This window comes from Laceyella tengchongensis (assembly GCF_900182735.1).
Taxonomy (GTDB): Bacteria; Bacillota; Bacilli; order Thermoactinomycetales; family Thermoactinomycetaceae; genus Laceyella; species Laceyella tengchongensis.
In genome coordinates this window covers 373,057-388,325 of the sequence record NZ_FXTU01000002.1, presented here as the reverse complement: position 1 = coordinate 388,325, position 15,269 = coordinate 373,057, and the positions used below count along the sequence as shown (strand labels likewise).

19 protein-coding genes are annotated in these 15,269 nt (G+C 51.8%); 17 read left to right on the top strand and 2 right to left on the bottom strand.

The features are described 5' to 3' along the window. Window positions 1-24 precede the first annotated feature (24 nt). From dnaK to deoC, 7 genes are all read left to right on the top strand, one after another. Window positions 25-1,860 carry a molecular chaperone DnaK gene (gene dnaK, locus QQZ12_RS05485; protein WP_102992983.1) on the top strand — a complete coding sequence of 612 codons (1,836 nt, stop codon included), beginning with the start codon at window positions 25-27 and terminating at the stop codon, window positions 1,858-1,860. Between the two features lie 124 nt (window positions 1,861-1,984). After that, window positions 1,985-3,112 (top strand): molecular chaperone DnaJ, encoded by a 1,128-nt coding sequence (dnaJ, locus tag QQZ12_RS05480; RefSeq protein WP_102992982.1) that lies wholly within the window; start codon window positions 1,985-1,987, stop codon window positions 3,110-3,112. Window positions 3,113-3,166: 54 nt separating this feature from the next. Next, window positions 3,167-4,111 carry a 50S ribosomal protein L11 methyltransferase gene (gene prmA, locus QQZ12_RS05475; RefSeq protein WP_102992981.1) on the top strand — a complete coding sequence of 315 codons (945 nt, stop codon included), beginning with the start codon at window positions 3,167-3,169 and terminating at the stop codon, window positions 4,109-4,111. Window positions 4,112-4,128: 17 nt separating this feature from the next. After that, window positions 4,129-4,866, top strand: a complete 738-nt coding sequence (locus tag QQZ12_RS05470; RefSeq protein WP_102992980.1) for a 16S rRNA (uracil(1498)-N(3))-methyltransferase — start codon at window positions 4,129-4,131, stop codon at window positions 4,864-4,866. Window position 4,867: 1 nt separating this feature from the next. Next, window positions 4,868-6,217 (top strand): tRNA (N(6)-L-threonylcarbamoyladenosine(37)-C(2))-methylthiotransferase MtaB, encoded by a 1,350-nt coding sequence (gene mtaB / locus QQZ12_RS05465; protein WP_154987947.1) that lies wholly within the window; start codon window positions 4,868-4,870, stop codon window positions 6,215-6,217. A 212-nt stretch (window positions 6,218-6,429) separates the two neighbouring features. Then, window positions 6,430-6,879 carry an NUDIX hydrolase gene (locus QQZ12_RS05460; RefSeq protein WP_154987948.1) on the top strand — a complete coding sequence of 150 codons (450 nt, stop codon included), beginning with the start codon at window positions 6,430-6,432 and terminating at the stop codon, window positions 6,877-6,879. Beyond that, entirely contained in the window at window positions 6,869-7,540 is a 672-nt protein-coding gene (gene deoC, locus QQZ12_RS05455; protein ID WP_102992977.1) for a deoxyribose-phosphate aldolase, read from the top strand. Before QQZ12_RS05460 ends, deoC begins: the two co-directional genes overlap by 11 nt. Here the strand turns inward: deoC and QQZ12_RS05450 are convergent. Together QQZ12_RS05450 and QQZ12_RS05445 are read right to left on the bottom strand one after the other, a co-directional pair. Further along, window positions 7,534-8,514 carry a Na/Pi cotransporter family protein gene (locus QQZ12_RS05450; RefSeq protein WP_284724077.1) on the bottom strand — a complete coding sequence of 327 codons (981 nt, stop codon included), beginning with the start codon at window positions 8,512-8,514 and terminating at the stop codon, window positions 7,534-7,536. The two genes, deoC and QQZ12_RS05450, sit on opposite strands and share 7 nt — an antisense overlap. A 339-nt stretch (window positions 8,515-8,853) precedes the next feature. Then, window positions 8,854-9,198: a hypothetical protein gene (locus tag QQZ12_RS05445; RefSeq protein WP_284724076.1), complete on the bottom strand. Its 345-nt coding sequence runs from the start codon at window positions 9,196-9,198 to the stop codon at window positions 8,854-8,856. A gap of 97 nt (window positions 9,199-9,295) precedes the next feature. On the opposite strand from QQZ12_RS05445, the gene QQZ12_RS05440 reads away from it, so the two are divergent. The 10 genes from QQZ12_RS05440 (at window position 9,296) to QQZ12_RS05395 (ending at window position 15,259) form a co-directional block, all read left to right on the top strand. Beyond that, on the top strand, window positions 9,296-9,640 hold the full coding sequence (locus QQZ12_RS05440; protein ID WP_022736656.1) for a histidine triad nucleotide-binding protein: 345 nt from the start codon (window positions 9,296-9,298) through the stop codon (window positions 9,638-9,640). A 240-nt stretch (window positions 9,641-9,880) separates the two neighbouring features. Beyond that, a complete protein-coding gene (gene rpsU / locus QQZ12_RS05435; protein ID WP_102992974.1) occupies window positions 9,881-10,066 on the top strand; it encodes a 30S ribosomal protein S21 in 186 nt (61 codons plus the stop codon). Window positions 10,067-10,080: 14 nt separating this feature from the next. Further along, entirely contained in the window at window positions 10,081-10,527 is a 447-nt protein-coding gene (locus tag QQZ12_RS05430; RefSeq protein ID WP_022736654.1) for a GatB/YqeY domain-containing protein, read from the top strand. Window positions 10,528-10,583: 56 nt separating this feature from the next. Then, window positions 10,584-11,225: an NfeD family protein gene (locus QQZ12_RS05425; RefSeq protein WP_284724075.1), complete on the top strand. Its 642-nt coding sequence runs from the start codon at window positions 10,584-10,586 to the stop codon at window positions 11,223-11,225. Window positions 11,226-11,284: 59 nt separating this feature from the next. Then, window positions 11,285-12,268 carry a flotillin-like protein FloA gene (floA, locus tag QQZ12_RS05420; RefSeq protein WP_284724074.1) on the top strand — a complete coding sequence of 328 codons (984 nt, stop codon included), beginning with the start codon at window positions 11,285-11,287 and terminating at the stop codon, window positions 12,266-12,268. Then, window positions 12,265-12,444 carry a hypothetical protein gene (locus tag QQZ12_RS05415; RefSeq protein WP_284724073.1) on the top strand — a complete coding sequence of 60 codons (180 nt, stop codon included), beginning with the start codon at window positions 12,265-12,267 and terminating at the stop codon, window positions 12,442-12,444. Before floA ends, QQZ12_RS05415 begins: the two co-directional genes overlap by 4 nt. A gap of 78 nt (window positions 12,445-12,522) precedes the next feature. Continuing rightward, window positions 12,523-12,714 (top strand): alpha/beta-type small acid-soluble spore protein, encoded by a 192-nt coding sequence (locus QQZ12_RS05410; protein WP_102992970.1) that lies wholly within the window; start codon window positions 12,523-12,525, stop codon window positions 12,712-12,714. A gap of 107 nt (window positions 12,715-12,821) precedes the next feature. Then, window positions 12,822-13,079 carry a sporulation protein YqfC gene (gene yqfC / locus QQZ12_RS05405; RefSeq protein WP_035951802.1) on the top strand — a complete coding sequence of 86 codons (258 nt, stop codon included), beginning with the start codon at window positions 12,822-12,824 and terminating at the stop codon, window positions 13,077-13,079. A gap of 13 nt (window positions 13,080-13,092) precedes the next feature. Beyond that, on the top strand, window positions 13,093-14,286 hold the full coding sequence (yqfD, locus tag QQZ12_RS05400) for a sporulation protein YqfD (protein ID WP_284724072.1): 1,194 nt from the start codon (window positions 13,093-13,095) through the stop codon (window positions 14,284-14,286). Between the two features lie 4 nt (window positions 14,287-14,290). Beyond that, complete coding sequence (locus tag QQZ12_RS05395; protein ID WP_284724071.1) at window positions 14,291-15,259, top strand: PhoH family protein; 969 nt, start codon at window positions 14,291-14,293, stop codon at window positions 15,257-15,259. Window positions 15,260-15,269 lie beyond the last annotated feature (10 nt).

Genomic DNA, 15,269 nt, shown 5'->3' with positions numbered 1-15,269 from the left:
GTTGAAGTAGGAGGTTAACAGTCAATGGGTAAAGTGATTGGAATTGACTTAGGGACAACCAACTCATGTGTAGCATTCATGGACGGCAATGAGGCTGTCGTCATCCCGAACGCAGAAGGCGGACGCACCACCCCTTCAGTGGTTGGGTTTTCCAAAACGGGTGAACGGTTGGTAGGGGAAGCCGCCAAGCGCCAAGCTATTACCAATCCAGAGAAAACCATCATTTCTATCAAGCGCTATATCGGTACAAACCACAAAGTGGAAATTGATGATAAATCATACAGCCCACAAGAGATTTCCGCGATGATTTTGCAAAAGCTGAAAGCTGATGCGGAAGCTTACCTGGGCGAACCGGTGACGCAAGCGGTAATCACCGTTCCAGCTTACTTCAACGACAGTCAGCGCCAGGCGACCAAAGATGCAGGTCGGATCGCTGGTTTGGAAGTACTGCGTATCATCAACGAGCCGACCGCGGCGGCGTTGGCATACGGTATGGAAAAAACGGAAGACCAAAAAATCCTTGTCTTCGACTTGGGTGGCGGAACCTTCGACGTATCGATCCTGGAACTGGGTGACGGCGTGTTCGAAGTGTTATCGACCAGCGGGGACAACCAATTGGGTGGTGACGACTTTGACCAAGTCATCATCGACTACCTCGTTCAAGAGTTTAAAAAGGAAAACGGCATTGACATCAGCCATGACAAAATGGCAATGCAACGCTTGAAAGACGCAGCGGAAAAAGCGAAAAAAGACTTGTCCGGTGTGTTGACGACAACCATCTCCCTGCCGTTTTTGACTGCTGACGCGACCGGTCCGAAACACTTGGAAGTTTCATTGACTCGCGCTAAATTCGAAGAATTGAGCGCTGACCTGATTGAACGCACCATGGTTCCAACCCGCCAAGCATTGAGCGATGCCGGACTCACGCCAAACGACATTGACAGAGTCATTCTGGTCGGTGGATCGACTCGGATCCCTGCCGTGCAAGAAGCGATCAAACGCCTGATCGGTAAAGAGCCGAGCAAAGGGGTAAACCCGGATGAGGTCGTAGCGATGGGTGCAGCGATCCAAGGTGGTGTCTTGTCCGGTGACGTGAAAGACATCGTTCTGTTGGACGTAACCCCGCTGTCACTCGGGATCGAAACCTTGGGCGGCGTCTTCACCAAATTGATCGAGCGCAACACGACGATCCCGACCGAGAAATCGCAAATTTTCTCCACCGCGGCTGATAACCAAACTTCCGTGGACATTCACGTTCTGCAAGGTGAACGTCCAATGGCAGCTGACAACAAGCCGCTTGGCCGGTTCCAACTGACTGACATTCCGCCGGCACCACGCGGTGTTCCGCAAATCGAAGTGACCTTCAAAATCGACGCCAACGGGATTGTGCACGTTTCGGCTAAAGACAAAGCAACGGGTAAAAGCCAAGCGATCACGATCCAATCTTCGGGCGGTTTGAGCGATGAAGAAATCGAACGCATGGTGAAAGAAGCGGAATTGCACGCTGAAGAAGACAAAAAACGCCAAGAGGCAGTCGAGCTTCGCAACAAAGCGGATCAACTGATCTTCACCACTGAAAAAACGATCAAAGATCTCGGCGACAAAGTGGGAGCAACTGAACTGGAGCAAGCGAACAAAGCGAAAGATGAGCTGAAAAAAGCTCTTGAAGACAATAATCAGGAAGAAATCAAAAAAGGTATTGAAGTCTTGGAGCAAGCTGTGCAACAATTATCTGTAAAACTGTATGAAAAAATGCAACAAGAAGCAAACCAAGCACAGGGAGCAGAAGCTTCTGCAAGCAAAAAAGACGACAATGTCGTCGACGCCGAGTACGAAGAAGTGAAAGACGAAGAGAAATAAAGAGGAGAAGGGAAGAGTTCTCCTCGACTGGAAAGTCAATGTCGAGGCTCTGCCTTGGCTTGGCTTTCCATTTTTTGTGGATATCGTAGCTTAGATGGGTTGAGATAGAAGAGGAGGTGACCCGGTGAGCAAACGTGACTTTTATGAAGTTCTGGGTGTCGGCCGCAATGCTTCTGATGATGAGATACGCAAGGCCTACCGAAAATTGGCACGCAAGTATCACCCAGACGTGAACAAAGATACGGATGCAGAACAAAAGTTTAAAGAAGTAAAAGAAGCATATGAAGTATTGAGCGATCCGCAGAAAAAAGCAAATTACGATCGCTTCGGTCATGCTGATCCCACCGGTGGTTTCGGCGGCGGCGGTGGCGGTGCCGGATTTGACGCTGACTTTGGGTTTGGGGACATTTTTGATATGTTTTTTGGTGGAGGAAGACGCAATAATCCCAATGCCCCACGTCAAGGCGCAGATCTGGAATACCGCTTGCAGATTGAATTCAAAGATGCCGTTTACGGTAAAACGGTGGATGTCGTCATTCCGCGTACCGAAACATGCGATCAGTGCCACGGTTCGGGAGCCAAGCCGGGAACCAAGCCGGAAACCTGTTCCGTCTGTCAAGGGAGCGGACAAACCGAAGTGGTGCAAAACACGCCATTCGGCCGCGTAGTCAATCGCCGAATCTGCCACGCTTGTAATGGGACGGGCCAATTGATCAGGGAGAAGTGCACCAATTGTTCCGGCCAAGGGCAAGTGAAGAAGAAGAAAAAGATCAACGTCAAAATTCCGGCTGGTATTCATGAAGGGGCGCAATTGCGGGTAAGCGGTGAAGGCGAACCGGGAGTGAACGGTGGACCGCCGGGGGACCTCTACATCACGATTTATGTCAAACCGCATGAGTTTTTCACGCGGGACGGCGATGATCTGACATGCGAACTGCCAATCACCTTCGGCCAAGCCGCTTTGGGCGACGAGGTGATCGTGCCGACCTTGAACGGGCGTGCACGCTTGAAGGTTCCGGCGGGTACGCAGACCGGTACGGAGTTCCGCCTGCAAGGAAAAGGGGTGCCGCGCCTACGCGGATATGGCGAAGGCGATCTGCGTGTCAAAGTGCGCGTAGTCACACCAACCAAGCTGACCGAAGAGCAGAAAGAAGCCCTGCGCAAGTTCAGCCGGCTTTGCGGTGAATACATTAACCAAGAGCAGTCCAACAACTTCTTCGATAAGATGAAACAAGCGTTTCGCGGCGAATAATGAAGGTAAACGGGCATCTTTGCCCGTTTTTCTTTATCATGTGGAGGGATTGAGTTGAATTGGATCGAGATATGTGTCCATACCAGCCAAGAGGCGACGGAGGCGGTTAGCTATATTTTGCAAGACCTCGGCGGCGATGGGGTTTCCATCGAAGACCCTGAAGTGCTTCACCGCGAGTGGGACAATTGGTATGGGGAGATCATCGAATTGTCTCCAGACGATTATCCGCAGGAGGGCGTGCGCGTGAAAGCCTATCTCTCATCGTTGGCGTGCCCGGATGCGGACGCATTTGTCGCGCAGGTGAAACAACGGTTAGAGGATTTGCGCTCTGCTGGATTCGACGTGGGGCCAGCCGCTGTCACGACACAAGAAGTGAATGAATCCGCGTGGGCGGATGAATGGAAAAAATATTACAAGCCAATCCGGGTGACCGACCGCATTGTGATCAAACCTCATTGGGAAACTCATGAACCGGCATCAGCGGATGAGCGTGTCATCGAGCTGGATCCCGGCATGGCTTTCGGCACCGGCACCCACCCGACCACTGTTCTGTCTATCCGTTTGTTGGAGAAATACCTTCAGCCGCAACAGCGAGTTATTGACGTGGGATGCGGAAGTGGGGTGTTGAGTATTGTTGCGGGCAAATTGGGAGCTGGACCGGTTTTGGCCTTGGATTTGGACCCGGTGGCGGTGGAAAAAGCGCAGGAGAACATCGCCATTAACGGATTGTCGGCACAAGTGACGGCCAAAGAGGGGGATCTGCTCAAGGGTGTGGCTGATACGGCCGAAGTGGTAGTAGCCAACATCCTGGCGGAAATCATATTGAAGTTCGTTCATGATTTACCGCGGGTTTTGGTTCCTGGCGGAGTGTTTATCGCTTCCGGTATTATTGAAGAGAAACGGGAACTCGTGGAAGAAGCGCTCACCATGATGGGACTTGAAGTAATGGAAACCATTCACCAAGACGGCTGGGTAGCCATTGCGGCAAAAAAATGGTAGACTGGTAGGAGTGTCAAATGCAAAGATATTTCATTGCTCAAGAACAAATCGTGGAGACATCCATTCGACTGGTCGGAGATGATGTCCATCACATAAAAAACGTGATGCGCAACAAACCGGGTGACCGAATCATCTGTTGCGCTGGACAGGGCTTAGACTATCTGGCGGAGATTGAATCCATCGATGGCGACCAGATCATAGCCCGCATCGTTGAGCGGACGCCTTCGCGGGGAGAGCCCCGGACGAAAGTCCTGATTGCACAATCCTTGCCCAAGGGCGACAAATTGGAGTGGATTTTGCAAAAAGGAACAGAGTTGGGCGCTTCCGCCTTTTTGCCGTTTTCGTCGGAGCGGAGTATTGTGAAAATCGACGCTCGCAAAATCGGCAAGAAACGGGAGCGGTGGGAGCGGATCGTGAAAGAGGCTGCTGAACAAGCCCATCGGGGCAAGCTGCCGACAGTGGCCACCCCAATGTCCTGGAAAGCGCTCTTGCAAGAAATCGGGAAACGGGAATGCGCATGGATTGCGTATGAAAAAGGAGGTCTCCCCTTGGCCGAAGCGATGGCCTCAGCCAAGGATGAGATCTTGTTGATCGTGGGCCCCGAAGGTGGGTTCACGGAGTCGGAGATCGAGGAAGCGAGGGAGGCCGGCGCGGTGCCGATCTCGCTTGGTTCACGTATATTGCGAACAGAGACGGCGCCGCTGATGGCGCTCTCGTGCATCTTGTTCGCAAGGCAAGATTTGGGGGGTGAATAACATGAGAACAGTTGCGTTTCACACGTTGGGATGCAAAGTGAACGCATATGAGACGGAAGCGATCTGGCAACTGTTTATGAAAGCGGGTTATACCCGGGTGGATTTTGAAGACAAGGCGGATGTGTATCTCATCAACACATGCACGGTGACCAACACGGGCGACAAAAAGAGCCGGCAAGTGATTCGCCGTGCGATTCGACGTAACCCAGACGCCGTGATCGCTGTGACCGGTTGTTACGCGCAAACGTCGCCTGCGGAAGTGGCGGCGATCCCAGGGGTGGACATCGTGGTTGGCACCCAGGGGCGCGACAAGCTGACGGAGTATGTAGAGCAGTATTTGGCTCAGCGCCAGCCGATCAATGCGGTTGGCAACATCATGAAACAGCGTGAGTATGAAGAGCTGGATGTGCCAGACTTTGCTGACCGGACCCGCGCATCGCTGAAAATCCAAGAAGGGTGCAACAACTTCTGCACATTCTGCATCATCCCGTGGGCGAAAGGTCTTTCCCGTAGCCGCAAACCGGAAAACGTCTTGAACCAAGCCCGCCAGCTTGTGGCTGCCGGTTATAAGGAAATCGTTTTGACCGGGATTCACACGGGCGGATATGGCGAGGACTTTGAAAACTACAAGTTGGCCGACCTGCTCTGGGATTTGGACAAAATCGAGGGGCTCAATCGGGTGCGGATCAGTTCGATTGAAGCGAGCCAGATCGATGAGCGCGTGATCGAAGTATTGAATGCGTCTGAAAAAATGTGCCGCCACTTGCACATTCCTCTCCAAGCTGGGGATGACGAAGTGTTGAAGCGGATGAGACGCAAATACACGACAGCGGAATTCAAAGAAAAGATCATGCAATTGCATGAGGCGATGCCCAATCTGGCCATCACCACTGACATGATCGTAGGTTTCCCTGGCGAGACCGAAGAGCAGTTTAACAACGGCTATCGTTTCGTCGAAGAGCTGAAACTGTACCAAATGCACGTATTCCCTTACTCCAAACGGACAGGGACGCCTGCCGCGCGCATGCCGGATCAAGTGCCGGAAGAAGTAAAACATGAGCGCGTTCGCAAATTGATCGAGCTTTCGGAACGCTTAACGCTGACATACGCGCAAAAATTTGTCGGCGATGTGCTGGAAGTGATTCCGGAGCGTCCATACAAAGAAGACCCGACGAGTGGGTTGTATATGGGGTATTCCGACAATTACCTGCAAGTGGCATTCCCGGCGACGGAAGAAATGGTGGGGAAAGTATGCCGCGTGCGGATCGATAAGGTTGCGTCGCCCGAATATTGCCTAGGCACATTTGTCCGCGTAGTTGATGATGTGCCGCGGCCAGCGCGTGTCGGTTAATGCCAGTCAAGCATGAACAGCCGTGAAGCTCCTAAGTGTGGGAGTCCGGCTGTTTTTTTGCATCCGGCAAGTCGGCATGCCAAAAGACAACACCGCGTGGTGCTTAATCTTGTGCCGGCTCCTTGACTGTGCTATGATCGCTGATGCATGGTGGCGTCAGCAACTTTGAATTGAGTGACACGCCTTCAACCAGAAGGAAAGGGAGGACGCATATGAAAGAGATTTCAGCAGGCGGCGTGGTCTACCGCGAACGGCCCCACGGGATGGAAGTCCTGATGATTGAAGACCGATTTGGCCGTTGGACCCTGCCCAAAGGCAAAAAAGAAGCCGGTGAGACGGATGAAGAGACCGCTTTGCGGGAAATTCTTGAAGAGACGGGTATCGAAGGGAAGATCGTTTCTTTCTTGCAAACGATTACATATGCATACACACATGAGGAGCATGGCGCCGTGGAAAAAACGGTCCATTACTATCTCGTCCGGGCCATTTCAGGCGAAGAAACCCCGCAATTGGCGGAAATCAACGGCGTTGTTTGGTGCTCGCTCGCGGAGGCATGGGAGAAACAAACGACAATGGGTTACGATAACAATGATGAAGTACTCAAATCGGCTCTGGACAAACTGGAGTCAATGAGAAAGGATGAGAGCAAGGATGAACGCTAAAGAGTTGGCAGCGATGATTGACCATACGTTGCTGAAGGCAGATGCGACCAAAGAGCAAGTGATCCGGTTGTGTCAAGAGGCAAAGGAACACGATTTCGCTTCGGTGTGTGTGAATCCATATTGGGTCAAAGAGGCGGCGTCCCACTTGGCGGGCAGTGATGTGGCTGTTTGTACGGTGGTGGGTTTTCCACTGGGGGCGACTACGCCTGAAACCAAAGCATTTGAAACCAAAAACGCCGTGCAAAATGGGGCGAGCGAAATTGATATGGTCATCAATGTAGGCGCACTCAAATCGGGCGATGTGAAAGCGGTAAGGGAGGATATCCGTGCCGTGGTTGAGGCGGCCGGTGGTGCGTTGGTTAAAGTGATTCTGGAAGCAGGGCTTTTGACAGGTGAAGAGATTGTGGCCGCGTGTGAGCAAGCCAAGGCGGCGGGGGCCCACTTTGTGAAAACGTCCACTGGTTTTGGCAAAGGAGGCGCCACAGTAGAAGCCGTTCGCCTGATGCGGCAAACGGTGGGTTCGGATTTAGGAGTGAAAGCGTCTGGAGGCGTGCGTGATAAAGAAACGGCATTGCAAATGATTCAGGCCGGCGCCAACCGCATCGGCGCCAGCGCCAGTGTCGCTATTGTCAGTGGCGGAAAAGGCGCGGATGCTTATTGACGCCGTGTAGCGGGGCCAGCAGTTGCCTTTTTCCACGCAATAGATTCATCGGGTACTAAGCGGGAAATGAATGACGCGAACTCACGGCAAAACGGCATCACGGCAATGGAGCAAATGATGTTGAACAGGGTTTGAATGTGTGCCACTTGTGTTGCGGGATCTGAGGACAGATAGGGACTGATTTCGCTGATGAACGGAATCAGAGGGGTGAAAATGGCTGCTCCGGCTACATTGAGCAATAAATGGGCGAGCGCGACTTGCTTGGATGCGATATTAGCTCCCACCGATGCGATCATCGCCGTGACGCAAGTCCCGACATTGCTACCGAACACCACCGCGATCGCAAATGGCAGGGTGATGACCCCCGTGGCGTAAAAGCCCATTGCGATCGCGATGCATGCGCTGCTACTATGGATCAGCGCGGTCAAGAGCATCCCGACAAGCAATCCGCTCACGATGGGATTGCCACTGTGTTGGATGAACCACTCCACCCAGCCCATTTCTTTCAAGGGATCGTTAATGGTTTGCATCAAGTGGATGCCCCAGAAGATCGCCCCAAAACCGATCAGGACTTTCCCTATGAGACGGAAGGTTTCACGCTGAAACACGCGCAGGATGAGGCCGATGATCATAAGCGGAACCGCGAAATCCTCAATCTTTAGTGTCAACAGTTGTGTGGTAACGGTCGTGCCGATGTTGCTGCCCAGAATGATGCCGATGGAGTGGGCAAAAGAAAGAATGCCCGCATTCACAAACCCGATCGTGAGCACTGTGACTGCGGTGCTGCTTTGTAGGCAGGCGGTGGTGGCGATCCCGGTGGCAAATCCCCGTATCGGGGTGCGAGTGAAACGGAGCAAGATGTGGTGCAATCGTTCGCGGGCGAGGGCTTCTAACCCCGTTCGCATCCACCCCAAACCGTATAGAAAAATGGTTAAGCCGATAAAAAACGGCAGGATAATCGCAGTCCAAACCATGGCGCACCTCCTTGTCCTTTTCACATGTATATGGTGGACAGGGAGGGGGAATGACCAGTAAAATGAAAATAAGCCCTTAGACCAGGGCAACCAAGCTGTGGACAATTCCCGATGAGCGAGATTTTTGAAAATCAGTGACTGGAAGGACTTAATCAAGTTGTCGCCGTAGAGCGGGTCATTCTGGTGATGGCAAGGACTTTGCCCGTTGCCAGCGTTCGGCGGCCGAGTCACTGACCGCATGATTGGACTCAAAAATCGGTTCCGGGCCACGTTGTCTGCCAGCTTCAAACCCTTGAACCAGGTCGTCATCCCATGTTGCAACTGTGCAGGAAGGAAGATTCACCGCTTAGTGTGCTTCGAGAATTTCGGGAGATAGGGTGGGCTTTCAAGCTCACTGAAATCTGGACGATACAACTCTGGAAATCCGGGCAGGGCACGAGCTTGTTCAGGACGAGCAGAGGAGCGGGGCTCTGTCGCGCCGAAAATGTTCCAAGTTCCAGTGTCCAAATCTTCTGCCAACCGCGGCGCGGTGAATTGGGCGAACAAATCGTCAGCCTCATGCTCGGTCTCTTGATTATTGAGCGGGTTTTCTTTTTTTTTGTACATGGAGGCGAGTTCTTCTTTGACGATTTTGCGAATCATTCGCGTCAGGTGCGATACGCGAGTGGAGGATGGTTGTGACATGACCTACGTCTCCTTCCTGTGCTAGAGTGTTATATCATATGTTCTTGGGAAAAATGGGTGAATGATCAGGTGTGTTTTTCCAGTGGAGGTTAACATGATGGAACAGTGCATTTTTTGTCAAATCGTCGAAGGGAAAATCCCATCCAAAAAAGTGTATGAGGATGAGCATGTGCTGGCGTTTCACGATATTTCGCCAGTCGCGCCAACGCATGTGCTAGTTATTCCTAAGCGCCACATCGCCTCGCTGATGGAGATTGCGCCGGAGGACCATGTCCTGCTGGGGAAAATTTTCTCAGCTATTCAGACGGTTTCCCGTGAATTGGGGCTTGCTGAAAAGGGCTTCCGTGTAGTAAATAATATAGGGGAAGATGGTGGACAAACCGTCCATCACATTCATTTTCATGTGATTGGTGGCAGAACTTTGACTTGGCCGCCAGGCTGATTTTGACAGAAGCCGGCATGCTAAGTTATAATAAAAGTTGACTGCTTACATTCCAACGGTTTTGTCAGGGTTTCTGCTCTGAAGTTGGGCATCGTTGGCAATTTCACATTTGCAGGTGTTGTTGGTGCTGATCCTCCTGAGGGGATGAGGCCGCTAACTGCGTGGAAATGTGTGGGTCTTTTCCTTGAGTTAGGTTGCCCGCCCAAGCGGCCTAACGGACCCGTGGAGGGAGGGAATAGCATGGTTGAAACCCGAGTGCGTAAAAATGAATCGCTGGATGCCGCTTTGCGTCGTTTTAAGCGTGATGTCGCAAGAGCAGGCGTTTTAAGAGATGTGAGAGATCGCGAACGCTATGAAAAGCCCAGCGTGCGCCGTAAGAAAAAAGCGGAAGCCAACGCTCGCAAAAACAGAAAGCGTAGCAGGTAGTGAGGTGTCAACAGTTGAGTCTTTCAACCCAATTGGATCAAGATATGAAGTTGGCTCTCAAAAATAAAGACAAAGGCAAGCTCTCCACAATCCGCATGCTCAAAGCGGCGTTGAAAAAAGTGGAGATCGATAAACGCCGTCCGCTCACCGATGACGAAATCCTTGACGTCATCACGAAACAAGTGAAACAACGGCGGGATTCCATCGCGGAATATGAAAAGGCCGGGCGTGACGAGTTAGCCGCAAAAGAAAAAGAAGAGATGGTTATCCTGGAATCATACTTACCTGAACAATTGAGTGAAGAGGAAGTTCGCGCAATTGTGGCTGAGGCCGTGAAGCAAGTCGGTGCTTCATCCAAAGCGGATATGGGTAAAGTGATGGGTGCCATCATGCCTAAAGTGAAAGGGCGCGCGGATGGCCGTTTGGTCAACCGTTTGGTGTCGGAGGCTTTGGGTTCGTAACAGCGTGTCCATGACACGCTGTTTTTTTATAACAAGCGAAGGGAGTAAGAACATAGATGGCAGAATTCGCTCAGTTGTTGACTCATCCCGTCGTCATGACGTTGCTCTTATCGGTTGGTTTGATCGGTTTGACCGTCGAATTGCTGTCCCCCGGTTTGATTTTCCCCGGACTTGTCGGTGGCATCATGTTCTTTGCCTATTTTTGGGCTGTCTGGATGGCTGAGCCCACGGGCTGGGAGCCGCCAAGCCTATTCGTGCTGGGTATCGTGCTGTTGATCCTAGAGATGCTGTTGCCCACGCTCGGGATTATCGGGGCTGTGGGGAGTATTGCCCTCATCGCCTCCTTGGTAATGACTGCCTCCAGCTTGTGGGTGGTTGTATGGGGCTTTTTGTTGGCCTTGGCTGTCATTTGGATCCTGTTTAAATTCTTCGGTCTGAAGATCGGTTGGAATCAGTTGGTGTTGCGAGACGAGCAGACAAATGAGGCAGGCTATGTGTCCGCGGAAGACCGAAAGTGGCTCTTAGGGCAGGAGGGAATTGCTATCACCCCGCTTCGTCCATCCGGATACGCCCAGTTTGGCGAACGCAAAGAAGATGTTGTGAGTGAAGGTGATATCATTCCCAAGGGAGCCAAAGTGAAAGTGATTGCGGTCGATGGCATGCGAGTAGTCGTCCGAAAAGAGGTTGCAGATGAATGAAAATCGGGTATGTATAAAGTGTTGGATCTCCGTGTTTGAAAGCTAAAAGGAGTGGTTATATGGAAACAAGCATCATTGGGTTTGGATTTATCGTCATCCTCGTCATTATCGGATTGTCTATCCTCTTTTCCTTTGTGCCGGTCATGTTGTGGATCAGCGCAATGGCATCGGGCGTATATGTGGGGCTTACCACGTTGATCGCAATGCGGTTGCGCCGAATTGTCCCTGCCCGCATTGTTAATCCGCTCATTAAAGCGCGCAAGGCGGGGTTGACCGTTGATTTGTCACAGTTGGAAACGCACTATCTGGCAGGGGGGAATGTGGACCGCGTGGTTGATGCCTTGATTGCGGCGCAACGGGCCAACATTGACCTCGTGTTCGAACGGGCTGCGGCAATTGACCTCGCTGGACGGGATGTGTTGGAAGCGGTACAAATGAGCGTGAATCCCAAGGTGATCGAAACACCGGTTGTTTCGGCGGTGTGTAAAGACGGTATCGAGGTGAAAGTCATTGCGCGGGTTACAGTTCGCGCCAATATTGACCGCCTGGTCGGGGGTGCGGGGGAAGAAACCATCATCGCGCGCGTCGGCGAAGGGATTGTTACCACCAACGGTTCGGCAAACAGTCACAAAGAAGTGCTTGAAAATCCTGACATGATTTCCAACATGGTCTTGTCCAAGGGGTTGGATGCAGGCACTGCTTTTGAGATTTTGTCCATTGATATCGCTGATGTCGATATCGGGGAAAATATCGGGGCGAAGTTGCAGATCGACCAAGCGGAAGCAGATAAGCGGATTGCGCAGGCCAAAGCCGAGGAACGCCGTGCCATGGCCGTTGCTCTTGAACAAGAGATGAAAGCCAAGGTGCAAGAGATGCAAGCCAAAGTGATCGAGGCGGAAGCGCAAGTGCCACTGGCGCTGTCAGAGTCGCTCCGGTCGGGCAAAATGGGATTCATGGATTATTATGCGTTGCAAAACATTGAAGCCGACACCAAGATGCGACGTTCCATCAGTCAAGATCAAGCACAGGATGGCGAATCATGAGGGACAAGGAACGTAACGGGCTGACAGTGGATGGAGCGCGGCGAGAGGTAACAACCCCGCCGACGAAGTTGCCTTCATTGGGAGCCCAGTCGTTAAAACAGGCGTTTGTCATCAAAGAAATCCTCGATCGGCCGCGTGCCCTGCGTCCGCATCGGCGATTTGGGTTGTTTCGGTAAGCTTGGAAACAATTATCCCTGTTAGTCCCATCTTCTTCTTTTCATACTAAGTGTACCAACATGAAGGAGGTGGGGAGGATGGCCCGATCCAATCGTAACCGCTTATTGGTGCCGGGTGCGGCTCAGGTGCTCAACCAATTCAAAGAAGAGATTGCGGCTGAGTTTGGGGTGAATCTAGGGTCAGACACGACGTCCCGTGCAAACGGCTCAGTCGGTGGAGAGATCACCAAGCGCTTGATATCTCAAGCGCAACAAGATATGAGAATCTAATACGTTGGTGCAAGCGGCACAACTTTGGTTGTGCCGCTTTTACTTTTCATAAACGAAGCCAACTAGGCATAAGAGTTAGCAAGAAGAAGAAAAGGGTGCAAACACATATGCGGAAATGGGCATCTGATTTTTTCGACTTGCCAGCGGATGTGACGCAAGAACTGCCGCGTGTAGAAATGTTGGGTAGCTCCCAATGCCTGGTGGAGAACATTCGCGATGTGGAGCGGTTTGAGCCCCAGCAATTGACGTTGAAGCTCACACAAGGGCGGCTGTCAATCCGCGGTCAAAGTCTGAACATTAAAACGATAACGCCTGGCATGATCTTGATCGAAGGCCAGATACATTCATTGAGTTATGAGGAGTAAGGGGCGAGCACATGTGCAATCCATCTACGGAAAAGTGGAATTGGTCTGCAAAGGGGAACGGTTACTCGATTGGATAAACCAAGCTGTGCAAGCACAAATCCCATTGGAACACATACGCTGGGAAAGCAGTGGAACTATTCGCCTCACTGTCCCCCTGCCGCATTTTTTTCGCCTGTACGCCTTGGGCCGGCAAACGGGGGTTCGGATGCGTATGGTGCGGAAAGAAGGGGCTCCGTTTCTATGGAAGCGGGCGAAGCGCAGGAAATTCTTCTACATCGGCATTCCTCTTTTTTTCTTGATGCTGGTGACGTTGAGCTCATTTGTCTGGAATGTTCAGATTGAGGGCACTGAACGCATTCAAGCGCAACATGTACAAGCACTCTTGAAACGGGAAGGTGTATATCGCGGCCAGTGGAAAGGAAACCTTCCAGACCGCGAACAGGTGCAACACCAATTGCTCATGCAGTTGCCGCAGGCAGCTTGGATTGGCATGCGCGTGGAAGGGACACGCGTAGTAATTACCGTGGTCGAAAAAAAAGAAGTGGGTCGGCCGGGGGGAGATGAAGCCGGGGCGGGTCCCGTTCATTTGGTATCAACCAAAAATGCGCTCATATACGATATGCAGGTCATCCGTGGAAATCCCCAAGTAGAAGTGAATGATGTGGTCAAAAAGGGGCAAATTTTGGTATCCGGCATCTATGGTAATCAAGGTGACCCCAAATCGGGAAAAATAGTGGGAGCCCAAGGTAAAGTGTGGGGGGAAGTGTGGTACGAATCAGATGTGTCCGTGCCGCTTGAGCGCAAGCGCAAAGTGTATACGGGCGCCAAGGTGAAACGGAAGCGCCCCTACCTGTTTGGCTGGGTGATTCCAAATCCATGGGGGGAACCGGTGGGTTTCGCCAAACACGAGACAAAGGAGCACGCTTACGCCCTGTACGTCGGGAAATGGCCCTTGCCGCTAGGATATAAAGAAGAAGAAATCATGGAAGTCGAATGGGTGGAGGAAAAGTGGGAACCGAAGCAAGCGATTCAGCTTGGACGCGCGAGGGCCAGCGACGAAATGCGGCAAAAATTGGGGCGGGACGGACGGATTCTTGGGGAAAAAGTTTTGCACACTCGCGTGGAGAATGGTAAAGTTTATTTGAAAGTACACTTTGATGTGATTGAGGATATCGTTAAAAAACAACCGATTCTGCAAGGAGAATGAGCCATTGCAAAATCATGAAACCACAGTGAAAATCAGAGTGCGGGATACCGCGGAAGCGCTTAGCCTGTTTGGGCCACAAGATGCGCATTTGAAGCAGATTGAAGCCAACACCAACGCAAAGATCCATTCACGCGGTGAAGAGATTGTGATCCAAGGGCCGAAGGAAGAAACGGACGTCTTGGAGCCGTTGTTCAACGTTTTGTTGAGGCTGATCCGCAAAGGAATGACTTTGACCGACCGGGATGTCATTTATGCCCACCGCTTGGCCAAGCAAGGCATGGTTGACGACTTGTTGGATCTGTTTCAAGAAGAAGTCGGCGTCACGCAAAAAGGGAAAGCGGTGCGTGTCAAATCCATCGGACAGCGCCATTATGTTTCCGCGATCAAAAAGTCGGACATCGTGTTTGGTGTTGGACCTGCGGGGACAGGTAAAACCTTTTTGGCTGTCGTGATGGCGGTGTCGGCATTGAAGTCACATATGGTGAAGAAAATCGTCCTCACCCGCCCGGCGGTGGAAGCAGGTGAAAACTTAGGTTTTTTGCCCGGTGATTTGCAAGAGAAAGTGGATCCGTACCTCCGTCCGCTTTATGATAGCTTATACACCATGTTGGGTACCGAACAAGTGAGCAAGATGATGGAACGGGGTCTGATCGAGGTTGCTCCGCTGGCGTATATGCGGGGAAGAACCCTTGAGGATTCGTTTGTCATTCTGGATGAAGCGCAGAACACCACGCCGGAACAGATGAAGATGTTTTTGACCCGGCTGGGCTTCGGTTCCAAAATGGTGGTGACGGGGGATGTGACCCAAGTCGATCTGCCCAGAGGAAAGAAGTCGGGCCTGAAAGAAGCCGAGCGCATTTTGGCTAGGGTGCCCGAAATTCGGTTCATCCATCTGGGACAGGAAGATGTTGTGCGCCACACGTTGGTGCAGAAGATTATTGACGCTTACGAGCTTGATGAAAATCAGGAATAAGAGATAAGGA